A 22,601-nucleotide genomic window follows, 5' to 3' on the forward strand; every position below is an offset into this window, starting at 1 on the left:
GTTACGGCGCCATCACTCACAAACGGCGCCGCCATGTCCGGCAACGCCAAATCCAGCTCCCCCAGCACCTCAGCGATGGAGCGATGTCGATACAGCGCCAGCGCAATAACCAGCCAAACAACTTGCTGGGCCGGCAGACGGCGGCGGCGAATGCTGGCCTTGCCATGTTCGGCCAGTGCGGCTTCAATCATTTCGTAAGGTAAATGCTCGCCGAATCGGTTCCAGTCGAACGGATCAGGCACTTCATTGGCGAACAGTATGGCATCGGATAGCATCATGCCGAGAAGTTAACACAACGAAACCGCGTTTACAACCGCTATCGATTGCTTAAGTCAACGGCATTAGGCACTGACCCCGATGTTTCAGAGGTGGCCTATGCGCTGGTGTATTCGGTGACGGTGACGCGGATGGTGTCGGGCCGGTAGCGCACTTCGACGATGAAGCCGCCGGTGCTCTCCCACGAGCATTGGCCGGGCTGCGCCTCGGACTGGTCCTTGCACGCGGCGCGCTTGCCGCGTTGCGCCGGGATGCCGTGCGCCTGCGCCAGGAACTGCTGCAGCTCGTCGTATTTGCCGGCCGCCGCGCTGGTCTTCAGGCGGGCGATCTCGCCGCGCGCCAGTTCCATCAACTCGCTCTCGCTGGCCTCGGCGTGGGCCTGGCGCGGCAGCACCAGCGTCACCGCGATGACCACGAAGTCGACGCACTGGCCCTGCTGGATCTCCACCTGCATGCCGTCGTGCAGCGGTGCAGATTCGATGCTGCGGTTGGCCTTGCGCCGCTCCATTTTGTAGCCGGGGTAGGCCTTGGCCTGTAGCGCGGCCTGCGGCGGCTGCATGGTGCAGCCGGCGTTGAACTGCGCCAGCGCCGTCAATGGCGCGCTGCACGCCAGACAAAGCAGAATGCGGCGCAAGGCGGCGGGGATGGTCATGAAGGCTGTCTCGCTATCGTTGTTATCGTTGTTATGGGTGTTGGTGCTGGCGGGCGCTTGTCACCTGTGGCGCGCTGGCGGGGTATTCTACCAATATTGACATTTGCTCAATAGTTTATTTGTCATTCCATTGCCACGCCAGGTTCAGGCGTGGCCGGGCGGCGCCGCCAGCGAGCGGACGATCTGCCCCAGCGTGGCCAGCGCCGCCTCGGCGCGGGCGTCCCACTCGTGGCCGTAGTTGAGCCGCAGGCAGTTGCCAAAGTCGGCCTGCGGCGCGAAGATCGGCCCCGGCGCGACGCTGATGCCGTGCGCCAGCGCGACGCGGTGCACGGTCAGCGCCTCGACCTGCTCGGGCAGCTCGACCCACAGGAAGTAGCCGCCCTTGGGCCGCGTCACCCGCGTGCCGGCCGGGAAGTGGCGCCCCAGCGCCTCGATGAAGCCGGCCTGCTGGTCGGCCAGCTTGTGGCGCAGCAGGCGCAGATGCCGGTCGTAGCCGCCCGTTTCCAGGTACAGCGCCAGCGCCGCCTGGGCCGGCGCGCAGGTGGTCAGGGTGCTGGTCAGCTTGTGCCGCGCCACTTGGCGGGCGTAGCGGCCGGCGGCCACCCAGCCGACCCGGTAGCCCGGCGCCAGGCATTTGGAGAACGAGGAGCAGTGCATCACCAGGCCCTCGGTGTCGAAGGCCTTGGCCGGCGACGGCCGCTTGCCGCCGAAGTACAGCTCGCCGTAGACGTCGTCCTCGATCAGCGGCACCTGGTAGCGCGTCAAGAGCTGCACCAACTGCTGCTTCTTCTGGTCGGACATGGTGCTGCCCAGCGGGTTCTGGAAATTGGTCATCAGCCAGCAGGCCTTGGGCCGGTGGCGCTCCAGCGCGCGCTCGGCGGCCGCCAGGTCCATGCCCTCGCGCGGGTGGGTCGGCACGGCGATGGCCTGCAGGCCCTGCCGCTCGATCGCCTGCAGCGAGGCGTAGAAGGAGGGCGCCTCGATCAGCACGGCGTCGCCCGGCCGCGTCACCGCCGACAGGCACAGGTTGAGCGCCTCCAGCGCGCCGTTGGTGACGATGATGTCCTCGACCGGCACGTGCAGGCCGTCGATCAAATAGCGCAGCGCCAGTTGGCGGCGCAGCCGCGCGTTGCCGGGCGTGAGGTCGTCGACGCTGGCCCAGGGGTCGAGCTCCTGCACGCTGCTGCGCATCATGCGCGCCAGCCGCGCCAGCGGGAACAGCAGCGGGCTGGGGAAGGCCGAGCCGAACGGCACCACGTCGCGCTTCATGCTCGACTCCAGCACCTCGAACACGCGCTCGCTGACGGCCAGCGGCGCGGCCGCCTCGTCGGGCCGCGAGGCGGTGTCCGGCTCGGGCGGCAGCAGGCTGGCGGCGCCGCCGTTGCCCGTCACGGCGACGAAGTAGCCGGAGCGCTCGCGCGACTGGATCAGCCCCTGCGCCTCCAGCATGTAGTAGGCCTGGAACACGGTCGACGGGCTGACGTTGCGGTTGGCGCAGGTCTGCCGCACGGAGGGCAGGCGGTCGCCGGGGCCGAGCACGCCCTGCAGGATCGATTCGGAGATGTCGCGGGCGAGTGCTTCGTAGAGATTCATAGGCTGTGCTGGTTCGGTATCCCCGCATGGTAAAGCATATCGACGATGAGGGCGGTCCATCTGATCCGGTTTTTGCCGTCTGATCTGCTCATGCCGCCGGCGGCGCGGCGTGACTATCATGCTGCAAACAATCTTACCGCCATTGGCATCGAGGAAAAACATGAATCCCACCGGCATCCTGCTGGCCACCTTTATCTTGTCGATCACCGGCCTGTTCGCCTTCATCTGGTCGCTGCGCAAGGGCCTGTTCGACCCCGACCCGGCCGCCGCCCGGGTCATCTTCATGGCCGGCGAAATCGGCCAGCGCGACAGCGAGGCGGCCAACGCCTCGTCGGCCCCGGCGCAGGCGGCCGACCCGGCCGAGCTGGACGCGCGCGAGCGCGCCGACCGCTCCAGCGCGCTGCCGGCCTTCGTGCTGATCGGCTCGGCCGTGCTGTGGCTGGTGGTCGCCTCGCTGGCCGGCCTGCTCAGCTCCTACAAGCTGCACAGCCCCGACTTCCTGACCGACCACGCCTGGCTGACCTTCGGCCGCCTGCGCACCATGCACCTGAACGCGGTGGCCTACGGCTGGGCGCCACTGGGCCTGCTCGGCCTGGCCACCTGGATGCTGCCGCGCCTGCTGCGCACCACCCTGGTCGGCGGCCGCCTGGCGGTGCTCGGCGCCGGCCTGTGGAACGCCGGCCTGATCGCCGGCCTCGGCGCGCTGGCCAACGGCACCAGCGCCGGCATGGAGTGGTTGGAGATCCCCTGGCAGATCGGCATCCTGTTCGCCGTCGGCGGCATGTTGATCGGCATGCCGATGGTGTACACGCTGCAGCAGCGCCGCGTGCACCACCTGTACGTGTCGGTCTGGTACATCGGCGCCGCGCTGTTCTGGTTCCCGGTGCTGTACATCGTCGCCAAGATCCCCGGCGTGCACTTCGGCGTCGAGCAGGCGACCATGAACTGGTGGTTCGGCCACAACGTGCTGGGCCTGTTCTACACGCCGCTGTCGATCGCCTCGGTCTACTACTTCCTGCCCAAGGTGATCGGCCGCCCGGTGCAGTCGTACAACCTGTCGCTGCTGGGCTTTTGGACGCTGGCCTTCTTCTACGGCCAGGTCGGCGCCCACCACTTGATCGGCGGGCCGATCCCGGAGTGGCTGATCACCCTGTCGATCGTGCAGAGCGTGATGATGATCATCCCGGTGGTGGCCTTCTCGCTGAACCAGCACCTGACCATGAAGGGCCAGTTCGGCGCGCTGCGCAGCTCGCCCACGCTGCGCTTCATCCTGGTCGGCGCGGTGATGTACACGCTGGCCTCGCTGCAAGGCTCGCTGGAGGCGCTGCGCTCGCTCAACGCGGTGACCCACTTCACCCACTTCACGGTGGCCCACGCCCACCTCGGCATGTACGGCTTCGTCACCATGGTGATCTTCGGCGGCGTCTACTTCGCCCTGCCGCGCGTGCTCGGCATCGACTGGCCACGGCCGGCGCTGATCAGCTGGCACTTCTGGCTGGTGTGCGGCGGCTTCGCCATCTACCTGGTCACGCTGAGCATCGGCGGGATTTTGCAGGGCCTGATTCTGCTCGACCCAGCGCGCCCCTTCATCGACTCGGTGGTGGTCACCATGCCGTGGCTGCAGGGCCGCAGCATAGGCGGCGCCCTGATGACGCTGGGCCACCTGACCTTCGCCTGGCACGTGGTGCTGATGGTGGCGCGCTCGGGCATCCTGAGCCGGACCGATAACGCCTCATTACAAGCGGTGGCATAAGCATGGAAAACGAACTCAAACTACTCGGCGGCGCGATGGTGACGCTGGCCATGGCCACTTCCGCGATGGTGGTGGTGCCCTTCATGCAGCTCAAGGACGTGCCGGCGCCGGCGGCGCTGAAACCCTACACGGGCCAGCAGCTGCGCGGCCGCGACATCTACGTCGGCAACGGCTGCATGACCTGCCACACGCAGCAGCCCAGCAGCACCGGCGCCGGCCGCGCCGACGCCCAGCGCGGCTGGGGCCGGCCCTCGGTGGCGGCCGACTACCACTACGACGCGCCGCCGCTGCTCGGCACCATGCGCACCGGGCCGGACCTGTTCAACATCGGCGCGCGCCAGCCCAGCGCCGACTGGCACCTGGGCCATTTGTTCCAGCCGCGCGCCTATGTCGCCGACAGCAATATGCCGGCCTTCCCCTTCCTGTTCGAGGTCAAGGACAAGAGCGCCGTCACGTCCACCGACCGCGTCGTCGTGCTGCCGGCGGGGACGGTCGGCTACGACCAGGCGGTGGTGGCGCGGCCCGAGGCGCTCGACCTGGTGGCCTACCTGACCGGCATGAACCACACCTACCCGGCGCTGACGCCGGGCGAGGCGGCGCTGGCGGCACAGGCGCGCGCCAGGAGCGGCGGCGCGGGTAGCGCCACAAGCGCAGCGCCGGCCAATAATAAAGGAGCACAAGATGTCGTCAAATAATCAAGGCAATGAGCAGGGCAGGGAGCCGGGCAAGCTGCGCGCCGCCCGGCGCGAGAACGCCGATCCGGTCGAACAGGCCAATCCGGTGCCGAAGGTGGTGATGGGCTTGGTGCTGGGCCTGGTGGTGTGGGCGGTCGGCTACATTTTCGTGCAGGAGGCCGGCGGCGACGTCTCGCTGGGCGATCGGCGCGACCCGTCGACCTTGACGGCCGCCGTCGGCGGCGCCGTCGACGGCGCGCAGGTGTTCGCCGCGCGCTGCGCCGCCTGCCACCAGGCCAACGGCAAGGGCCTGGCCGGCGTGTTCCCGCCGCTGGCCGGCTCGCCCTGGGTCACCGGCGACCCGGACACGGCGCTGCAGATCGTCCTGCACGGCATGACCGGGCCGATCGACGTGCTCGGCACCACCTACAACGGCGCCATGCCGGCCTTCGCCGAGCAGCTGTCCGACGCCGAGCTGGCCGCCGTGCTGACGCACGTGCGCGCCACCTGGGGCAACGCCGCCGCGCCGATCGACACGGCGGCCGCCGCCGCCGCGCGCGCGGCGACGGCGACGCGCGGCGAGCCGTGGAACGGCACGCAGGAAATCGCCACGGCGCTCGCCGCCGCGCCGAAGTAGGGTCACGCCATGCACGCCGTGTCGCAGGCCCAGGAGGGCAGCACCGCCATTGCCATTGACGCCGCCGATGCCGTCACCACGGGCGCGGTCTCGCGCTGGCGTCGTTGGCTGCGCGGCTGGGGGCCGGCGCTGGCGATGTGCGCGCTGGCGCTGGCCGGCCTGCTGCTGTTCGACCATCTGACGCGCGGCTTCCAGGCCGTCACCTCGGACGGCGTGCGCCGCATCGACCTGGTGCGCGCGCCGCGCCCGCTGCCGCCGATACAACTGGTCGACAGCAGCGGCGCGCGCTTCTCGCTGGCCGACATCGCCGGCCCGAGCGGCCAGAGCACGCTGATCACGCTGGTCTATACGCACTGCGTCGACGTCTGCCGCACCGCCGCGTCCGGCCAGGCCTATCTGCAGCAGGAGCTGCGCGCGCGCGGGCTGGACCAGCAGGTGCGCCAGCTGACCATCAGCTTCGACCCCAAGCGCGACACGCCCGAGGCGCTGCGCGCCTACGCCCGCAGTATGCAGGCCGACCCGCTGCGCTGGCGCTTCGCCAGCGTGGCCGACGCGGCCGACCTGGCGCGCCTGCTCAAGGCCTTCGAGGTGGTGGTGCTGCCGGATGGACGGGGCGGGCTGGTGCACAACGGCGCCATCTTCGTCGCCGATCCGCTCGGCCGGCTGGTGCAAACCTACGATCTCGACCGGCCCGACCAGGCGCTGGCCGACCTGTTGCTGGACTGACGCCATGCTGCCGCCCCGCCTGTTGCGCCATCCCTGCCTGCCCGGTGCGCTGTTGGCGCTGCTCGGGCTGGCCCACCCCTGGCTGGAGGCGAGCATGGCACGGCACATGCTCGCCGAATTGCCGCTGTTGTTCGCGCTCGGCTGGTACGCCGCCGCGCTGGCCGGCGCGCGCTGGCGTCCCGCGCGCGCCTACGCCCCGCCGATGCTGCTGGCGGCGCTGCTGATCGTCAGCGTGTGGATGCTGCCGGTGGCGCTCGACTTGGCGGTGCTGCACCCCGGCGCCAACGCGCTCAAGGTGCTCGGCCTGCTGTTGGCCGGCGCGCTGGCCGGCGCCGCCTGGCCGGTGGCCGGCCTGGTGCTGCAAGGCTTCTTCATGTTCAACTGGAGCTGGATGAGCATTGCCGGCGGCCTGCTGTACCAGGACGCGCCGCAGCAGCTGTGCAGCGTCTACCTGAGCGAGCAGCAGTGGAGCGCCGGCACCGGCTTGGTGACCTTGTCCTCGTCGGTGCTGGTGCTGTGGCTGCTGCACGCGGTGTTCCTGCCGGCGCTGACGAGCATGGCGCCGGCCGGCGACGGCGCGCTCTAGTGCCGATCCGGGTGTTCAGGCTGGTTCGTCCGGCGGGCCGTTGTCGAGCAGCTCGTCGAGTTCGGCGCGCAGGCGCTGGGCGACCTCGCCGCCCTTGGCCTTGTGCACCGCGTCGAGAAAGGGCTGGCGCAGCGCGCGCAGCTCGTCGACGTTGGCGGCGTGCTCCACCTTGAGCTGCAAGGCCAGGCCGCGCAGGCCGATGTTGCGTTTGATGGTGCCGTTGAAGAATTGGCACAGCGCTTGAAATTGCCGCGCCCGGGCCGGTGTGACCGCCGTGGCGGTCGCGGCCGGGGGCGAATCCAGGGCCGGACCCGGGGCCGAATCCGAAGCGAAACCAGCGGCGGAACCTGCGGCGGCAACGGCGGCCGGCGCCGGCGCGGCGGCTTCCGGCGGCGAGGCCGGCGCAAGAGGCACCGCCACCGCGTCGCGCCGCGCCAGCCGGATGTAGTCCTGCGCCAGCAACGTGGCGAGGTCGTCGGCGCCCAGCCCCAGCGGCGCCAAGCCGGCCAGCAGCGCGCCGTCGCTGCGGCGGCCGTCCACCATCACCAGCAGGGTGCGCAAACGAGGCGCCAAACGGTGGCGGCGGGTGGCGATTTCGTCGCGGCCCTTGTCGGTTTTGTCGTAGATGGCAACGTCCATAGCACTATCGTCTCACTCAAGAAAATGCCATGCAAAGTTGCTTTGCGGATACACTAAGCATATCACTGATCCCGCTCGCAGTCGCACAACCATAGCACTTTCACGTCCAGATTGTCGCAGTTGATGCGACACCGCTTTGCAGCGGCGGCGTCCACACCACTATAACGAATTGATATGAAGACCTGGTTGACCAAACTGTTTGGCGGAGCTGACAGCGCCGTACCGCAAGACGCGCCCTTTCCACCGCCCTGGGCGGCGGAACGGCCGAGCATCTATCGTTTCCTCGCCGCGTACCAGTTGGCGGGGGACCAGCCGCTGCCGGCGGAGGCTGACGTGCTGCCCGACGAGGCAGTTCTGCACGCCGGAAGCGACACCGAACTGCGCTGGGCGCCAGGCGCACTGGACGGCGTGCTGGGCCACCATTCCTCCGCCGCTTCCGAGTCGGATGCCGCCGTCTTGCAGGAGGCGTTGCTGTGCGCCGCGCGGAGTCCGACACGGCACAATCTGCAGCAGTTCTATCGCTTGATCGAGACGGACAAGGCCCTGGGCCAGGTGGACGCCTTGATGGCACGGTTGCGTCACATACCGCAGCTGCCGCTCGCCGAACTGTACGCGCTGGTGCGCTGGTTGGCGATGGAGTGCCCGGACCGGGGACCGCTCAAAATAGCCATTGCCCTGCTTGGCTTGTTTCGCCCCGCGTACGAACGCGAGCTGTTGATGCGCTTGGGCATGCACGACGAGTTCACGCTGTATGCGCTGGTATCGCTCGGCAACACGCTGAACGGCGGCGAAGTGGAGGACGCCTGGTGGTCGCTGGCCCGCCGCGTCAACGGCTGGGGGCGGATCCACTTGGTCGAGCGTTTGGCCAGAACTGAGCGGGCCGACATCCGCCACTGGTTGCTGCGCGAGGGCTACAAGAATTCGATCATGGACGAATACCTGGCCTATGCCTGCGCCAGTGGTGGCGACCTGCTGGGCAGCCTGCGCGCCGATGCGGTCGACCCGGCTCTGCTGTTGGGGGCCGGCGAGATCATCGCGGCGCTGATCGCCGGCGGCCCGGCGCAAGACATTGACGACTACGCCGACGGTGCGGCGGTGCTGCGGGCCTATCTGGAACGCTTGTTGGCGATGCGGCCGACCCGGCTGGAGCATCTGTCGGCGGTCGAGGCGATCATCTCCTTTGTCGAGGACGAGGAGCGCGCCTGGGACACGCTGGCGGCCCATGGCTGGGACCGCAGCGTGCGTGCCAAGGTGGCGGCCTTGGCCGGCCAGGTGCTGGCCCTGGACTATTGGCCGGGCCTGGTCGTGCGACAACTGTCCGACCCGGATGCCGCCGCGTTTGCGAGCGCCAGCAGGGCCGCCAGCGCGGTCGGCATCGATCCATGGGAGGCGTACTATGAGCGCCAGGTGCGCGGCGGCTCCGACCAATGGTATTTTTTGATGCAGACCGACGACCCGTTGCGGGTGCGGCGGGTGATCGCGCTCGCGCTCAGCCAGATCGACTTGGACGCCATCGGCGGCGGGGCGGCGCTGGCGAACGGATTCGGCGAGGAGTTCGCGCCGCATCGCGTGCTTGATAGCCTGTTGCAAGGCTTGGGTCGTTTCCCCGCGACGGGCTACGTGCTGATCCAGGCCGGGCTGCGCAGCCCCGTCATCCGTAACCGCAACCTGGCCATGCGCGCCCTGCGGGACTGGACGCCGGCCAACTGGCCGAGCGATGCGCGAGCCGACCTGCAGCGCGCTTACGAAACGGAGCCCAACGCCGATGTTCGTCAGAACCTAGCCAGGTTGTTGGCCGGGCAGGCGTTGGAATAGCGCGGCGGTCCCGGGGGCGCTAGAACAGCTCCGCGCCGTTCTGGCCGTCCCGACCGTCCGCGTCCAGTTCCTCGGCGCCGGCCTCGTCGGCGTTCCAGCCGATCAAATCGCCGGGCTGGCAGGCCAACCGTTCGCAGATCTTCTCCAAGGTCGAGAAGCGGATGCCCTTGACCTTGCCCGACTTGAGCAGCGACAGGTTTTGCTCGGTGATGCCGACGTAGGCCGCCAGCTCCTTCGATTTGACCTTGCGCCGGGCCAGCATCAGGTCGAGGTGGATCACGATGGCCATCAGACGAAGCCCTCGTTCTCGTCGGCCAGCCGGCGGCCTTCGCGCATCAGGCCTGCGACCAGGTAGAACAGCGCGCACACCAACACCAGCATCATCTGCTCCGAGCTGAAGCAGAAGGCCGGCGCGCCGACATCGGCGCCGGCGGCGCGCAGCGCCAGCGCGCGCGCCGGCTGCTCGAGCACGGCGGCCAGCGTCGACAGCGGCACGGCGGCGGCGAAGGCGCGCAGGTGGCCGATCGAGTCGTCGCTGAACAGGGCCAGGCGGCGGAAGTTGCGCAGCAGGCGGTCGAGCCGCCACAGGCCGTACAGCAGAATCAGCAGGGCGGGCAGGCCGAGCGCGGCGCCGAGCAGGCGCTGGCCGCCGCCCAGGGCCAGCAGCTGCGCCGGCAGCAGGCCGTTGGGGACGATGTCGACGCGCAGGCCGCCGACGCGCGGCGGCAGGCCGATCCAGGACAGCAGGAAGAAACCGGCCAGCAGGGTGCAGCACAGCCACAGCAAAAGGCGCACGGGGCGGATCGAGTTGGTCATTTTATCTTTATCGCAAAACGATAAGTAATTATCGTTTTACAGTAATATATGGTTGTTATATGTTCAATTCTAAACCATACGAGCGAGGTGGGGACTATGCAGGTGAAAACTATGACGAGATGGCCGGCTGCTTTGCTGGCGGCGCTGGTGCTGGCCGGTTGCGGCACGCTGCAGATCGAGGAGCGCAACTTCATCCGGCCCGACCGTGCTGGCGAGCCGCGCCCGGCCAGCACGCTGGAGCAGACGCTGCCGGCCGCCTTCACGCTACGCGAGGAGAGCATCGCCACGGCCGACGGCGCCAGCCTGCGCGGCGTCCGCCTGAGCCGGGCGGACAGCGCCGCCACCGTGCTCTACTTCGGCGGCAACGCCTTCCACCTCGACCAGCACGGCGCCGAGGTGGCGGTCGCCCTGGCCTCCTGCCCGCTCGAGCTGGTGATGTTCGACTATCGCGGCTACGGCCGTAGCAGCGGCGCGCCGGACGTGGCGACGATGAAGGCCGACGCCCTGCGCGAGTTCGACCTGGTCAACGCCGGGCGGCCGGGCGGGGTGGTCGTCCACGGCCAGTCGCTGGGCAGCTTCATCGCCGCCTACGTGGCGCAGCAGCGGCCGGTGCGCGCGCTGGTGCTCGAGTCGACCACCACCAACGCGCTGGACTGGGCCAACGCCAACGTGCCCTGGTACGCGCGGCCCTTCGTCACGGTGGAGGTGAGCGCGCCGCTGCGCGGCATCGACAACGTCGCCACCCTGGCCGGCTACGACGGCGCCAGCCTGATCTTGATGGGGGAGGGCGACAGGATCACGCCGCTGCCGCTGGCGCGCAAGATGTTCGAGGCGCTGCCGGGCCGGCGCAAACGCCTGCTGGCGCTGCCCGGGGCGGGGCACAACAACGTGTTGGAGCAGCCGGCCACCGTGCCGGTCTACTGCGATTTCGTGCGCGACAGCGCGGCCGGCCCGGCGCCGGCGATGGCGCCGGCTGCGGCCGGTCTATAGCGGCGGCAGGTCGAACTGCTTGAGCGCGCTGACCGGCTTTTGCGTGCGGCGCCAGCGCGCCAGCAGCAGGTGGTAGGCGCCGTAGTAGACGGCGAGCAGGCCGAACAGGCCGGTGGTCAGCGGCATCTGGTGGAACATCTCGGGCGGCAGCGGGATGTGGTCGTGCATCTGCAGGTACAGCTCGAAGGCGCGGTGCATCAGGCGGCCGATGAACAGCATCGAGATGACCACGCCGGTGCGCAGGTCCTGGGTGTAGAAGAAACCCTGCAGCGTGTTCTCCAGCCGGCTGCGCTTGAAGCCGCGGAAGGCCAGCGCGGCGCCGGCGGCGGCGCCGGCCGCCAGCGCGAGCAGGGCGATCGGCGTGTCGACCAGGCGCGCCGCCAGCAGGCCGACCAGCAGCAGCGGCAGCAGGCCGTAGGCGTAGTGGCGCCACAGCTGCGACGGGTTGCGGCCCATCAGCGTCTTCAGGCGCGAGTAGATGCGCCACACCAGCAGGGGCACCAGCAACAGCAGGATCAGGGTGGTAATTTCCATGTTTCAGCTTCCGCGTGGCCGGATCGGCCAGTCCAAAACAGCGATTGTAAGCCAGAACGTGGCCGCCCCGGCGGCCGCGCTGCGCTGCCGATTGACAATTGTGTGGTGCGTGAGCAATATGTCCCGGTGTCGGCGCCATTTCGCGCGCCGCGCCGCCTTGCCCGGATCGGACCGCCATGAATCAAGCCCTCCCCACGATGCCTCTGCCGCCGGGCCTGATGGCCGCCTCGCCCCAGGCCGGCGCCGCCGAGCAGGGCTACCAGCTGCCGCCGGCGGCGCTGCAGGCCATCGTCGACGCGCCGCGCGCGCCGGCGCTGAGCCTGAGCCCGCGGCGCAACCTGGCCGCGCTGCTGCAAACGCCGCCGCTGCCCAGCATCGTCGAGGTGGCCCAGCCGGAGCTCAAGCTGGCCGGCCTGCGCATCAACCCGCGCACCTGCGCCGCCAGCCGCTTCTCCTTCGCCACCGACCTCGGCCTGCTCGACCTGGCGACGCAGAAGGAACTGCGCATCCGCGGCCTGCCGCACACCCTGCGCGTGGCCGACCTGAGCTGGTCGCCCGACCAGCGCTACCTGGCCTTCAGCCACGTCGCCTTTAGCGGCGAGACCGGCGGCGTCGAGCTGTGGCTGGTCGACGTGGCCGCGCGCAACGCCCGCAAGGTGCTCAACAAGCCGCTGTCCGCCGTGCTCAGCCGTGGCTTCAACTGGCTGCCCGACAGCACCGGCCTGGTGGTGCAACTGCGCCCCGTCGGCCTCAACAAGCCGCCGCAGGGCAGCGGCGTGCCGAGCGGGCCGAACCAGCAGGACAGCGAGCCGGGCGGCAGCCGCAAACAGCTGCGCACCTACCAGGACCTGCTGCGCAACGAGGACGACGCCCGCCTGTTCGAACACTACGTGACGGTGCAACTGGCGCTGATCGACCTGCACGGCCGCACCCGCATGATCGGCAAGGCCGACCAGTTCTCGCGCGTCTCGGTGGCGCCGGGCGGGCGCCACCTGCTGACCCAGTGCATCACCCGGCCGTATTCCTACATCGTGCCGGCCGCCAGCTTCGGCGAACGGATCGAGGTGCGCAACATGGACGGCCGGGTGGTCCACACCCTGGCCGAGCTGCCGCTGGAGGAGGGCCTGCCACCCGGCAACGACGCCGTCTCGCCCGGCGTGCGCCACGTCAGCTGGCGCGCCGACGCGCCGGCCACCCTGGTCTGGGCCGAGGCGCAGGACGGCGGCGACCCCGCCGTGGCGTTGGAGATCCGCGACCTGGTGTACAGCCAGGCGGCGCCGTTTTCGGCGCCGGCGCAGGTGCTGGCGCGGCTGGGCGCGCGCTACGCCGGCATCGCCTGGGGCCGGGGCGACCTGGCCCTGGTCACCGAGCGCTGGTACAAGACGCGCGCCGTCAAGCAGTGGCGCATCGCGCCCGACCACCCGGAGCGGCCGGCCGAGCTGATTTACGCCGGCTCCTACGAGGACCGCTACAGCAGCCCCGGCGCGCCGGTGCTGCGCGCCGACAGCGCCGGCTTCCCGCGCCTGCTGATCGGCCCGGACGACAGCATCCTGCTCGACGGCGCCGGCGCCACGCCGGACGGCGACCGCCCCTTCATCGACCGCCTCAGCCTGGCCAGCAAGAAGAAGGAGCGGCTGTTCCAGAGCGCCGCGCCGCACTACGAGAACGTGGTGGCGGTGCTCGACGAGGAGGGCACGCGCCTGCTGACCACGCGCGAGACGCCGACCGAGCGGCCCAACTACTACCTGCGCGACCTGCGCCTGCCGGCCGGCGCCCAGCTCACCGCGCTGACCGACTTCCCCCACCCGACGCCGCAGCTGCTCGACGTGCACAAGGAGCAGGTGCGCTACAAGCGCGCCGACGGCGTCGACCTGACCGCCACGCTGCTGCTGCCGCCCGGCTACGAGGTGCACCGCGACGGCCCGCTGCCGTTGCTGATGTGGGCCTATCCGCAGGAGTTCAAGTCGAGCAGCGCGGCCAGCCAGACCACCGGCTCGCCCTACCGCTTCAACTCGGTCAGCTACTGGGGGCCGGCGGCCTTCCTGGCGATGGGTTACGCGGTGCTCGACAACCCGTCCTTCCCCATCGTCGGCGACGGCGAGCAGGAGCCCAACGACACCTATCTGGCCCAGCTGGTGGCCGACGCCGAGGCGGCCGTCGACGAGGTGATCCGCCGTGGCGTGGCCGAGCGCCACCGCATCGCCATCGGCGGCCATTCCTACGGCGCCTTCATGACGGCCAACCTGCTGGCGCACACCCGCCTGTTCCGCGCCGGCATCGCCCGCAGCGGCGCCTACAACCGCACGCTGACGCCGTTCGGCTTCCAGTCGGAGGAGCGGCAGTTCTGGCAGGCGCAGGAGGTGTACCAGGCCATGTCGCCGTTCAACAACGCCGACAAGATCAAGGACGCCATGCTGCTGATCCACGGCGAGCAGGACAACAACAGCGGCACCTTCCCGCTGCAGAGCGAGCGCATGTTCCAGGCCATCAAGGGGCTGGGCGGCACGGCGCGCCTGGTCATGCTGCCCAACGAGTCGCACGCCTACCGCGCCCGCGAGTCGATCCTGCACATGCTGTTCGAGACCAACCGCTGGCTCGACAAGTACGTCAAGCAGGCCATGCCCTGAACGTGGCAATGGCCGGGGAAGAACCCGGCCTGGCGTGCCAAGGCGCGCCCCGCTCGAGCCGAGCGGAGCGCGCTTTTTTTTGCGCCGCCGCGCGGCGCTAGGCTACTGGGTGCGCTTGACGCTCAGCAGGGCGACCGGGTTGTCCCAGCGCTGCGCCTGGGTCAGCGCCGAGGTGGGCAGGCCGTCGTCCTTGCTGACGATGCCGGGATGCAGATGCACATGGTTGACCGCGTCGTCGCGCGCGGCGTTGAAGGCTTCGCGCTTGCCGCCCGAGTTGGCGGTGGCCGGGCCGGGCACGCTGTCGGCCGACTCGGTGTTGCGCTCGGTGCCGGCGTCGTAGCCGAGCAGGCGGGTGTCCACCGTGGCGCCGATCGCCAGCGTGGCCAGCGACTGCGCGCTGACGCCGGTGAAGCCGTCGTTGCTGTTGCCCAGCATGCTGGCCAGCGACAGGCGCAGCGTCGGCAGCGCGGCCAGCGGCACCGTCAGCGTGAGCACCGCCTTGTTGCCGGCGCCGGGCGGCAGGCCGGCCGTCGCCACGGCGCTGGCGTAGACCGACTGGGAGTCCTTGGCCAGCGCCGCCAGCGGCGCCGATTCGCCGCCCTCGGCCAGGTGTTCCAGCGCCACGCTGGCGCCATCGCCGACCTTGAACAGGCTGAAGCCGTCGTTGTGCGCCAGCGCCACCAGCGGCGACAAGGGCTGGCCGGCGGTCAGGTTGACCACGGTGATTTCATAGCTGGCGGTGGTGGGCGCCGGCGGTGGCGGCGTGGTGTCCGGCGCGCTGTCGCCGCCGCTGCAGGCGGCCAGCATCAGGGCGGCGGCCAGCGCGGTCAGGCCGGCGCGGGTTGGGTATGTGGAGCGCATGTGCTTCCCCTTATTTGACGGTCAACACGACGCGGGCCACCGGATTGAGCCAGCGGTAGACGGTGTTGTCGAGCGCGCTGACGCCGCCGGCGGCGCTGCCGACGATGCCGCGGTGGATGTGCACGAAGCCCTCCTTGCTGGCGTTGGCGAAGCCGGGCGCGGCCGGGTTGATGTCGGCCGACAGCTTGCCGGTGGCGTCGTTCAGGAAGGCCGGGAAGATCATGCCGGGCTGGTTGATGCCGCCGGCGGCGGCCTTCTTCTCGTCGTTGGCCTCGGTGCCGGCGTCGTAGGCGTTGACGTTGTAGCTGTAGGTGCCGGGCGTGGTCGGAATGTCGATGGCGTTGAGGGCGATGAAGCCGTCGTTGGTCGGCACCATCATCGCCAGGATGGTCAACTGGCTGTTGGCTGTGCCGGCGCCGCCGCTGAAGCTGGCGCTGGTGGTGCTGCCGCCCGGTTTGAGCGGGCCGTTGTTGGGGTTGACCACCTTGCTGGCGCCGGCCGGCAGCAGCGCCTGCACGCCGCTGGTGTCGCCCGCCTCGGCCACGCTCTGGATCTCGACGCTGGCGGCGGCGCCGTCGTTGAAGGCCTTGAAGCCGGCCGGGTGGGCGCTGATCAGCAGCGGCGTGAACCAGGTGCCGCGCGTCAGGTTGGTGACGCTGACGCTGAGGTCGGCGGCGAACAGGGCGGGGGCGGCCAGCGTCAGGGCGCTGGCCAGGGCCAGCCGCAATGCCGTGGCGGTGCGGGGAGTTTTCATCATGTGGGTCTCGGTCGTGGTGGTTGAAGGGCAGGCCCCTCGACGAGGGGACTGCTGCTTCGTCTGCGCCGGAGCGGCGATCCTTACACGACTTGCATAATTATTTTTTCAGCATCGCGGCGGCGTAGAATGGGGCGATTAGCCACCGCGAGGGAGTCGCCATGTTCGATGATATTGCCGGGAAGTATGAACACCACCAGCAGCCGCTGCGCGCCCACCGCGCGCCCGACCCGGCGCCGGTCGACGAGCCGGTGCCGGAGCCGCCGGCCCATCCCCACCAGCCGCATCCGCTGCCGCAGGACGACCCGGTGCCGGACCACAATCCCAGTTAGGCCGGACTAGTCGAAGGCCCAGGTGTAGAGCACGTCGAGGGCGTTGTTGGTGCCGGTCTGGAACTGCAACGTGATGCGCGGGTTGAGCTTGTAGCGCAGCTTGACCAGGCTGGTGGCCGAGCCGGCGCCCTGCTCGAAGCTCAGGTAGGCGCGCGAGGAGATGCGCTTGCCGACCGTGACCACGGTGCTTTCCAGCCCCTTGGCCTGGGTCACGCCCAGCTCGTCGACGCCGAGCGAGTTGGCCAGCTTGCCCTGGCCGCCGCCGAACAGCGCGCCGGCGGCGGTGCTGAGCAGGGCCATGTCGTTGCCGGCGGTGTTCTCGATGCCGTGGCCGAGCACCAGCCAGGCCAGCTTGTCGCTGTCGGGCACGGTCGGCGTCGAGACCAGCTTGGCCACCGGCGCCAGCGCCGTGCCGCGCACCTCGACGCCGGCCTCGACGTTGGTCTCGCTCAGCGCGTCGCCCTCGGGGCGCTTGCGCACGGCGAGGATGTTCAGGCCCGGGTTGTCGTAGGCGCCGGTGAAGTTGATCACGCCGCGCTCGATCGACAGCTTTTGGCCGTAGGCGGCGTAGGTGCCGGACACCACGCGGATGCTGCCGCTGGCGCGCGGCGGCCGGCGCTCGGCGACGCGGATGCGCACCGCGCCGGCCAGCTGCGCGTCCAGCCCCTTGCCCTTCAGGTTAAAGTTGTCGCCCAGGTCGGCCTCGACGTCGATGTTGAGTGGCGGGCCTTGCGGCGCCTTGGCCGCCGCCGCGCCGCCGCCGCGGCCGACGATGACCACGTCGTCGCTCATGGTCGGCGTGTCCTGCGAGGCCAGCTCGATGTGGGCCCGGTCGGCGCGGAACTTGCCGTCGAGCTGGAAGCGCTTGGCGTCGCGCGTCAGCGTGCTGCTGCCGCTGACGACGAGGATGCGGTCGGGCCGCGACAGCAGCTCGAGCTTGTCGGCCGTCAGCTTGAGCGCCATGCTGGCCTCGGCGTTGGCGAAGCGCACCCAGCCGTCGGCCTGGGCGCGGCCCTCGGCGCCGTCGAAGCTGAGTTTTTGCAGCTGGAGCTGGTCGCCGGCCAGCTTGGCCTGCAACTGGCCGTTGCGCAGCTTGATGCCTTGCTCGGCCCAGTTGAGTACCAGTTTTTCACCGCTGATGTCGCCGTTCAGCTGCGGCGCGGCGATGCTGCCGCCGCCCGTCATGGCAAGCTTGAGGGCGCCGTCCAGCTCTAGCCCGGGTTGGCCGGTGAGCGGCGCCAGCCAGGCCAGCGAGGCCATGTTGGCGCTGCCGCTCAAGGTCAGCGCGCTGCTGCCGGCGATGCGGCCGTCGACCATCTGCACGCTGGCGTCGATCTTCGACTGGCCGGCGCGGCTGCCGTCCATGGTCAGCTGCATGCGCAGCGTGTTGCCGGCCACGTCGGCGCGCGCCTCCAGCTGGCGCAGGCCGAGCGGCAGCGGCAGGTCGGCGCCGAGCACGGTGATGTCGCCCTTTTCTCGGTAGGCGTGCAGCATACCCTCGACCGCCGGCGCGCCGCCCTTCGGCGCCTGCAGGGTCAGCGCCCAGGCGGCGCCCAGGGTCATGTCGCTCTTCACGTTGCTGCGCCAGGCGTCCGACAACTGGGCCAGGTAGTTGACCGGCACGCCGCCGGCCTGGCCCTTGCTGCGCCACTGGGCGCCGCTCTTTTCCAGGTAGTCGAGGCGCAGGCTGCCGGCCGGCAGCGCGATGCTGGTGGCGCCCAGCGCGATCTGCTCGGGGTGCAGCAGGCCGGCCACGCCGGCGCCGGCCGGCGCGGCCAGGCGCAGCGGCGCCGGCGCCTGCAAGGTCAGGGCGAAGCGGCCCCGGTTCTGCAGCGTGTCGACGCTGCCGCTCCAGGCGTTGCCCTTCCAGCCGCCCTTGAGGCGCAGGGCGGCGTCGAAGTCGGCGTTGGTGGCGCTCAGTTGGATGACGTGGGCGGCGACCGTGCCGCTGCTTTGCAGGCGGGCCTGGTTCAGGCCCAAGGAAGGGCTGGTGTAGCCGTTCAGGACGATGTCGCTGACCATCGCGTCGGCGGCGCCGATGCTGGCGCTGCCGCGCAGCGATTTGAGCTGCTGCTGGCCGGGCAGGCGCAACGCGCTGCCGTCCAGCGTCAAGGTCAGCGCCGGTTGGGCGCTGCCGCCGGCCAGGGTGCCGGCGGCGTGCAGCACGCCGCCGAACTGTGGCCCGAGGCTGTTCAACTGCGGCGCGTCCAGCTTCCAGTCGAGCCGGTCGCGCGGCGCGCCGAAGCCGCCGCTGGCGACCAGGCTGTTGGCGCCGAGCCGGAGGTTGATGTCGCTGCGCTCGACGCGGCCGGCGGCGGCCGTCAGCTTGGCGTAGCCGCCCAGCGGTGCGCCGGACAGGGTGGAGTTTTGCAGCGTGAGGTTCAGGCCGGCGTGCCAGCCGCCGGCCAGGCCGCCGCTGCCGCTGATGTCGGCGTTGACGCTGCCGGATGGGTAGGGGCCGAAGGCGGCCGGGTTGAAGCGCTGCGCGCTGCCGCTCAAGGTCAGTTCGGGCTGGCGCTGGGCGCCGCTCAGCTGCACGACGCCGCTGGCGTGCAGCAGGCTGTCCGGCACCGGGTGTTTGGCCGAGGCCAGGCCGAGGCCCTTGGCGTCGGCCTCGAAGGTGGAGCGCGGTGCCTCCATGCTGCCGCTGACCACGCCGCTGGCGCTGAGCGCGCCGAGCAGGTCGCTGCTGGCGGCGGACAGCTGGCGCGCGTCGACCTTCCAGCGCAGCTGCTCGCCGGGCGCGCCGAAGCTGCCGCCCAGTTCCACCGTGTTCTGGCCCAGCGCCAGCTTGGCCTCGACGCCGCTGACGTGGCGCGCGTCGGCGTTCAGCTTGCCCTTGCCGGACAAGGGCTGGCCGAGCAGCTTGCTCGGTTTTAGAACGAAGTCGGCGGCCAGCTGCCAGGCCGGCGCCAGCTTGCCGCTGGCGCGCAGTTCGGCGTTCAGGTCGGCGCTGGGGTAGTTGCCGAAGGCGGCCGGGTCGAAGTGCAGGGCGCTGGCGCTGGCCTTGAAGGCCTGCGCGTCCTTCAGGCTGGCCTGGCCGGTCAGGTTGATGCTGCCCTTCTTGGCTTGCAGGCGGGCCTGTTCGATCTGCAGCAGGGCGTCGGCCAGGGTGGCGCGCAGGTCGAGGCGCAGGCCGGCGTCGGCCAGCGTGGCGGTCAACGTTTGACGCTTGGCGTCGCTGGCCAGCTTGATGTCGCCGGCGATGGCGCTGTTGTGCAGGCTGCCGTGCAGGCCGTGCAGGTTCAGGCGCTCGGTGCGCAGCGCGAAGTCGGCCGTGGCGATGCCGGCGTCCGGCGCGGCGCGGGCGATGTGGCCGGCGCCCTTGAATTGGCCGGCCGCGCCCAAATCGATGCTGACGGCGTCGATGTTGGTGGCGGTCAGGGTGCCGCCCAGGCGTGCCTGCAGCGCTTGCAGCGGCAGCAGATGCAGGTCGACCGGGCCGGCCTTGCCTTCGTTGCGCAGCGCCAGTTGGCCGCTGATGGCCTGCTTGGCCGTGATCGTCGCTTGCAGTTGCAGGCTCAGGTCGGCCTGCGGCATGCTGCCGTCGAAGCCGGCCGGGTCGATGTGGCGGCCCTGGATGTCGGCGCCGCGCAGAATGATGGGATCGAACGGCGCCAGCGTCAGCGCGGCGTCCAGCGTGGCCTTGCCGGCGGCGCCCTTGGCGCTCAGCTTGAGCAGTTCCAGGTCGCCGCCGGCCGTCAGCGCGACGGTGGCCGCCGGCAGGGCCGGCTTCGCCGCTGGCGCTGCCGGCGGCGCCGGCGTGTAGGCCAGGCTGGCCTTGCCGCTCAGCGCGAACGGGCGCTGGCCGGCGATGGTGAGCTCGGCGCGCAGCTGGCCGAAGGCAGTCGAGGCGGTGGCGTCCTCGAGGTGCCAGCCGTCCTTGTCGCCGGCCAGTTTGAAGCGCAGGTCGCGGATTTCGTCGCTGCCGCTCTTGCTGGCCAGCGTCAGGCGGCCCAGGCGGGCGTCGCCCACCGACAGGCGGAACGGCGGCGCCAGCGTGGTCGGCATCGGCGTCGGCTTCGACGGGCCGAGGCTGTCGACGCGCAGGCTGGCGACGTGCAGTTCGCTGATCGCCAGGCCGGCGGAGAAGTACTGCAGCGGCGACCAGTTGATGTCGATGCCGTCGGCGGTGACGACGCTGTCCGGGCTGCGGTAGACCAGGTGGCCGATGTGCATGCGGTGGTACAGCGAGCCGCTGACGCCGCTGACCGTGATCTGGCCGCCGCTGGCGTTGGACAGGCGCTGCACCAGCTGCTGCAAGGTCGACTCGCGGCCCAGCAGCCAGGCGGCGCCGGCCAGCAGCAGTACCAGCGCGGCCAGCGCGAACAGCAGGCGGCGCAGCCAGCGCCGTGGCGCGGGCGCCGACGGCGGCGGTGGTGTGGACGGCGTGGCCGGCGCGGCGCCGGCGGGCAGGGTGGTGTCGGACATCAGAAGCTAAATCCCAGCGAGAAGTGGAGGCGGTATTTTTTGACGGCGTGGCCGTAGGCGGCGTCGACGTTGATCGGCCCGACCGGGCTTTTCCAGCGCGCGCCGACGCCGTAGCCGGACTTGGGATGCAGGTCCTTGAACGAGTCGGCGGCGTTGCCGGCGTCGTAGAACACGGCGGCGCCCCAGGTCGGCTTGAACCAGTACTGGTACTCGGCGCTGGCGGTGGTCAGGTAGCGTCCGCCGATGATGGCGCCGCCCTCCTGCACGCCGAGCTGCTGGAAGGCGTAGCCGCGCACCGACTGGTCGCCGCCGGCGCGGAACAGGTAGACCGCCGGCACGCCGCTCTTGTTCTTCGAGGCCAGCGCGCCGGCCTCGCCGCGCAGGATCACGTTGCTGTGCGCGCCCAGCGGCTGGTACAGCACGGCGCGGCCGTAGCCGCGCACGAAGGCCTCGTCGGTCAGCAGCGGCAGCAGGGCGCCGCCCAGCTGGGCGTTGATGGCGTAGCCCTTGGTGGGGAACAGCAGGTTGTCGAGCCGGCGCAGGGTGATGCTGTAGGTGAGCGGCAGGCTCTTGCTCTTGCCGGCGTCGACGTTGTTGATGGTCTTGGCCTCGCTAAGGAACTCCAGCGCCAGGCTGCGTTCGAGCAGCGGCGTGCCCCAGGCGCGCTTGGCGCCCACCGTGGTCACGCTGGTCACCTCGCCGGAGATGTCGCTGCGCTCGAAGGAGGCGCCGACGCTGTCGCTGTAGCCCTTGGGCGTAACGGGGAAGTAGAAGTCGCCGCGTGCGGTCTGCTTCTTGGTCTCCAGCGTCAGCGCGCTTTTCAGCTTGAGGCCGAAGATGGACAGGTCGTCGTAGCTGAGCGAGGCGCGGTTGCCGGTGTTGGTCGAGAAACCCAGGCCGGCGCTGACGTTCTTGCGTTTGTTCTCGCTCACCCGCACCAGCAGCGGCAGCGGCGCCATCGGCCCGGCCGCTGCTGCGGCGGGCGCGCCGGCTTCGGCCGCCTCGCCCGCCTCCAGCTGCTCGTTGAGGATGGCCGACATGTCGGCGCTCACCTCGACGCTGCTGAAGTAGCCGGTGTCCTGCAGGCGCGACTGGAGGGACTGCAGCGCCGCCTCGCTGTAGTAGTCGCCCGGGTGGATCTGGTTCAGGTTGGCGACGATGCTGGCCGGGTAGCGCTTCAACCCCTCCACGCGCAGCTCGCCGAAGCGCAGCTCGGGGCCGCTGTCGAGCACCACGCGCAGCTCGGCGCGGTGCTGCTCCGGATCGACGGTGGCGGCGCTGTCGACGATGCGGGCGCGCGGGTAGCGCGTCTGCACCACCTGGCGCAGGATGTTGCGTTTGGCCTGTTCCCAGTCCTCCTGGCGGAAGATCGCGCCCTGCTTCAGGCTCCAGCCGGCCTTCAGCGCCGCCGTGTCGAAGGCCAGCTCCTTGGCCTGGTCGCCCGGCGGCGCGAAGCCCTCGAGCACCAGCGCCACCTCGGCCACGCGCACCGGCTCGCCCGGCTCCACCGTCACCAGCACGCGCGGCTCGGCGCCGTCGCCGTCGAGGCGGGCGCTGACCACCGGATCGTAGTAGCCGTCGGTGGCCACCAGCGTGCGCACCTGGGCCGGCGCGGCGCGCACCATGCGCTGCAGCTGCTCGCGGTCGACGCGGGCGTTGCCGCGAAAGCGCAGCAGGTCCAGGTTCTTCTCCAGCATCTCCTTCAGCGGCGCTGGCGCGTCGATCCGCACCGTGTAGTCGAAGCCTTCGGCGGCGCGGGCCGGCGCCGCCGCCAGCAGGGGCAGCACCAGCAGCGGCAGGGCCAGCGCCGGCAGCGCCGAGGGCAGCGCCGAGGGAAGGGCGCGGCCGGCCAGCGCGACACGCAACATTACATTTGGCGCCAGATGTGCCAAAATTCGTGATCCT

The 22,601-nt window shown here is 70.4% G+C and carries 20 protein-coding genes; 9 read left to right on the plus strand and 11 right to left on the minus strand.

The genetic code is table 11. The features are described from left to right. The 3 genes from BM252_RS31750 to BM252_RS19385 form a co-directional block, all read right to left on the minus strand. Positions 1 to 275 (minus strand): transposase domain-containing protein (locus BM252_RS31750; protein ID WP_245774344.1); only part of this gene is annotated, 275 nt, incomplete at its 3' end. Between the two features lie 98 nt (positions 276 to 373). Then, positions 374 to 928, minus strand: a complete 555-nt coding sequence (locus BM252_RS19380; RefSeq protein WP_139236621.1) for a hypothetical protein — start codon at positions 926 to 928, stop codon at positions 374 to 376. Between the two features lie 144 nt (positions 929 to 1,072). Further along, the gene (locus BM252_RS19385; RefSeq protein ID WP_093389329.1) at positions 1,073 to 2,521 is read right to left on the minus strand and encodes an aminotransferase-like domain-containing protein; all 1,449 of its coding nucleotides are present in this window, start codon (positions 2,519 to 2,521) and stop codon (positions 1,073 to 1,075) included. Positions 2,522 to 2,681: 160 nt separating this feature from the next. Here BM252_RS19385 and BM252_RS19390 point away from each other — a divergent pair, with 160 nt between their 5' ends. The 5 genes from BM252_RS19390 to BM252_RS19410 are packed head-to-tail and all read left to right on the plus strand — an operon-like array spanning position 2,682 to position 6,897. Further along, the gene (locus tag BM252_RS19390) at positions 2,682 to 4,274 is read left to right on the plus strand and encodes a cbb3-type cytochrome c oxidase subunit I (RefSeq protein ID WP_093389330.1); all 1,593 of its coding nucleotides are present in this window, start codon (positions 2,682 to 2,684) and stop codon (positions 4,272 to 4,274) included. A 2-nt stretch (positions 4,275 to 4,276) separates the two neighbouring features. Next, entirely contained in the window at positions 4,277 to 4,969 is a 693-nt protein-coding gene (locus BM252_RS19395) for a cbb3-type cytochrome c oxidase subunit II (RefSeq protein WP_093389331.1), read from the plus strand. Further along, the gene (locus tag BM252_RS19400; RefSeq protein ID WP_093389332.1) at positions 4,956 to 5,585 is read left to right on the plus strand and encodes a c-type cytochrome; all 630 of its coding nucleotides are present in this window, start codon (positions 4,956 to 4,958) and stop codon (positions 5,583 to 5,585) included. Before BM252_RS19395 ends, BM252_RS19400 begins: the two co-directional genes overlap by 14 nt. 9 nt (positions 5,586 to 5,594) lie before the next feature. Further along, positions 5,595 to 6,311: an SCO family protein gene (locus tag BM252_RS19405; protein ID WP_245774345.1), complete on the plus strand. Its 717-nt coding sequence runs from the start codon at positions 5,595 to 5,597 to the stop codon at positions 6,309 to 6,311. A 4-nt stretch (positions 6,312 to 6,315) separates the two neighbouring features. Beyond that, on the plus strand, positions 6,316 to 6,897 hold the full coding sequence (locus BM252_RS19410; protein ID WP_093389333.1) for a hypothetical protein: 582 nt from the start codon (positions 6,316 to 6,318) through the stop codon (positions 6,895 to 6,897). 15 nt (positions 6,898 to 6,912) lie between these two features. Here BM252_RS19410 and BM252_RS19415 read toward each other — a convergent pair whose 3' ends face one another. Further along, on the minus strand, positions 6,913 to 7,536 hold the full coding sequence (locus BM252_RS19415; RefSeq protein WP_093389334.1) for a hypothetical protein: 624 nt from the start codon (positions 7,534 to 7,536) through the stop codon (positions 6,913 to 6,915). A gap of 174 nt (positions 7,537 to 7,710) precedes the next feature. Between BM252_RS19415 and BM252_RS19420 the strand changes: the two genes are divergently transcribed. Further along, positions 7,711 to 9,351, plus strand: a complete 1,641-nt coding sequence (locus tag BM252_RS19420; RefSeq protein WP_093389335.1) for a hypothetical protein — start codon at positions 7,711 to 7,713, stop codon at positions 9,349 to 9,351. Between the two features lie 19 nt (positions 9,352 to 9,370). Here the strand turns inward: BM252_RS19420 and BM252_RS19425 are convergent, their stop codons facing one another. Together BM252_RS19425 and BM252_RS19430 are read right to left on the minus strand one after the other, a co-directional pair. Beyond that, positions 9,371 to 9,640: a helix-turn-helix domain-containing protein gene (locus BM252_RS19425; RefSeq protein WP_093389336.1), complete on the minus strand. Its 270-nt coding sequence runs from the start codon at positions 9,638 to 9,640 to the stop codon at positions 9,371 to 9,373. Continuing rightward, complete coding sequence (locus BM252_RS19430) at positions 9,640 to 10,167, minus strand: DUF2975 domain-containing protein (protein WP_093389337.1); 528 nt, start codon at positions 10,165 to 10,167, stop codon at positions 9,640 to 9,642. Before BM252_RS19430 ends, BM252_RS19425 begins: the two co-directional genes overlap by 1 nt. Before the next feature lie 111 nt (positions 10,168 to 10,278). Here BM252_RS19430 and BM252_RS19435 point away from each other — a divergent pair, with 111 nt between their 5' ends. Beyond that, a complete protein-coding gene (locus BM252_RS19435) occupies positions 10,279 to 11,157 on the plus strand; it encodes an alpha/beta hydrolase (RefSeq protein WP_093389451.1) in 879 nt (292 codons plus the stop codon). Here the strand turns inward: BM252_RS19435 and BM252_RS19440 are convergent. Beyond that, on the minus strand, positions 11,152 to 11,691 hold the full coding sequence (locus BM252_RS19440; RefSeq protein WP_093389338.1) for a CcdC protein domain-containing protein: 540 nt from the start codon (positions 11,689 to 11,691) through the stop codon (positions 11,152 to 11,154). The genes BM252_RS19435 and BM252_RS19440 overlap by 6 nt on opposite strands. A 176-nt stretch (positions 11,692 to 11,867) precedes the next feature. On the opposite strand from BM252_RS19440, the gene BM252_RS19445 reads away from it, so the two are divergent. Next, a complete protein-coding gene (locus BM252_RS19445) occupies positions 11,868 to 14,318 on the plus strand; it encodes a prolyl oligopeptidase family serine peptidase (protein ID WP_093389339.1) in 2,451 nt (816 codons plus the stop codon). 102 nt (positions 14,319 to 14,420) lie between these two features. On the opposite strand, the gene BM252_RS19450 is transcribed toward BM252_RS19445, so the two are convergent. Both BM252_RS19450 and BM252_RS19455 read right to left on the minus strand, forming a co-directional pair. Beyond that, complete coding sequence (locus BM252_RS19450; protein ID WP_093389340.1) at positions 14,421 to 15,179, minus strand: spondin domain-containing protein; 759 nt, start codon at positions 15,177 to 15,179, stop codon at positions 14,421 to 14,423. A gap of 10 nt (positions 15,180 to 15,189) precedes the next feature. Then, entirely contained in the window at positions 15,190 to 15,936 is a 747-nt protein-coding gene (locus tag BM252_RS19455; protein ID WP_217429934.1) for a spondin domain-containing protein, read from the minus strand. Between the two features lie 158 nt (positions 15,937 to 16,094). Between BM252_RS19455 and BM252_RS31125 the strand changes: the two genes are divergently transcribed. Then, on the plus strand, positions 16,095 to 16,265 hold the full coding sequence (locus BM252_RS31125; RefSeq protein WP_174900590.1) for a hypothetical protein: 171 nt from the start codon (positions 16,095 to 16,097) through the stop codon (positions 16,263 to 16,265). 6 nt (positions 16,266 to 16,271) lie between these two features. Here the strand turns inward: BM252_RS31125 and BM252_RS19460 are convergent, their stop codons facing one another. Beyond that, entirely contained in the window at positions 16,272 to 20,696 is a 4,425-nt protein-coding gene (locus tag BM252_RS19460; RefSeq protein ID WP_093389341.1) for a translocation/assembly module TamB domain-containing protein, read from the minus strand. Beyond that, entirely contained in the window at positions 20,696 to 22,564 is a 1,869-nt protein-coding gene (locus BM252_RS19465; RefSeq protein WP_093389342.1) for an autotransporter assembly complex protein TamA, read from the minus strand. The genes BM252_RS19460 and BM252_RS19465 overlap by 1 nt, the downstream gene beginning before the upstream one ends. Positions 22,565 to 22,601: the final 37 nt, after the last annotated feature.

Source organism: Rugamonas rubra (assembly GCF_900114705.1).
Lineage (GTDB): Bacteria > Pseudomonadota > Gammaproteobacteria > Burkholderiales > Burkholderiaceae_D > Rugamonas > Rugamonas rubra.

Bases quoted from the DNA above. Each gene is read 5' to 3' on its own strand.
- BM252_RS19430 (WP_093389337.1), bottom strand. From the start codon at position 10,167: ATGACCAACTCGATCCGCCCCGTGCGCCTTTTGCTGTGGCTGTGCTGC.
- BM252_RS19455 (WP_217429934.1), bottom strand. From the start codon at position 15,936: ATGATGAAAACTCCCCGCACCGCCACGGCATTGCGGCTGGCCCTGGCC.
- BM252_RS19400 (WP_093389332.1), top strand. From the start codon at position 4,956: ATGTCGTCAAATAATCAAGGCAATGAGCAGGGCAGGGAGCCGGGCAAG.
- BM252_RS19405 (WP_245774345.1), top strand. From the start codon at position 5,595: ATGCACGCCGTGTCGCAGGCCCAGGAGGGCAGCACCGCCATTGCCATT.
- BM252_RS19390 (WP_093389330.1), top strand. From the start codon at position 2,682: ATGAATCCCACCGGCATCCTGCTGGCCACCTTTATCTTGTCGATCACC.
- BM252_RS19415 (WP_093389334.1), bottom strand. From the start codon at position 7,536: ATGGACGTTGCCATCTACGACAAAACCGACAAGGGCCGCGACGAAATC.
- BM252_RS19445 (WP_093389339.1), top strand. From the start codon at position 11,868: ATGAATCAAGCCCTCCCCACGATGCCTCTGCCGCCGGGCCTGATGGCC.
- BM252_RS19460 (WP_093389341.1), bottom strand. From the start codon at position 20,696: ATGTCCGACACCACCCTGCCCGCCGGCGCCGCGCCGGCCACGCCGTCC.
- BM252_RS19380 (WP_139236621.1), bottom strand. From the start codon at position 928: ATGACCATCCCCGCCGCCTTGCGCCGCATTCTGCTTTGTCTGGCGTGC.
- BM252_RS19395 (WP_093389331.1), top strand. From the start codon at position 4,277: ATGGAAAACGAACTCAAACTACTCGGCGGCGCGATGGTGACGCTGGCC.
- BM252_RS19385 (WP_093389329.1), bottom strand. From the start codon at position 2,521: ATGAATCTCTACGAAGCACTCGCCCGCGACATCTCCGAATCGATCCTG.
- BM252_RS19420 (WP_093389335.1), top strand. From the start codon at position 7,711: ATGAAGACCTGGTTGACCAAACTGTTTGGCGGAGCTGACAGCGCCGTA.
- BM252_RS19440 (WP_093389338.1), bottom strand. From the start codon at position 11,691: ATGGAAATTACCACCCTGATCCTGCTGTTGCTGGTGCCCCTGCTGGTG.
- BM252_RS19450 (WP_093389340.1), bottom strand. From the start codon at position 15,179: ATGCGCTCCACATACCCAACCCGCGCCGGCCTGACCGCGCTGGCCGCC.
- BM252_RS19425 (WP_093389336.1), bottom strand. From the start codon at position 9,640: ATGGCCATCGTGATCCACCTCGACCTGATGCTGGCCCGGCGCAAGGTC.
- BM252_RS31125 (WP_174900590.1), top strand. From the start codon at position 16,095: ATGTTCGATGATATTGCCGGGAAGTATGAACACCACCAGCAGCCGCTG.
- BM252_RS19410 (WP_093389333.1), top strand. From the start codon at position 6,316: ATGCTGCCGCCCCGCCTGTTGCGCCATCCCTGCCTGCCCGGTGCGCTG.
- BM252_RS19465 (WP_093389342.1), bottom strand. From the start codon at position 22,564: ATGTTGCGTGTCGCGCTGGCCGGCCGCGCCCTTCCCTCGGCGCTGCCC.
- BM252_RS19435 (WP_093389451.1), top strand. From the start codon at position 10,279: ATGACGAGATGGCCGGCTGCTTTGCTGGCGGCGCTGGTGCTGGCCGGT.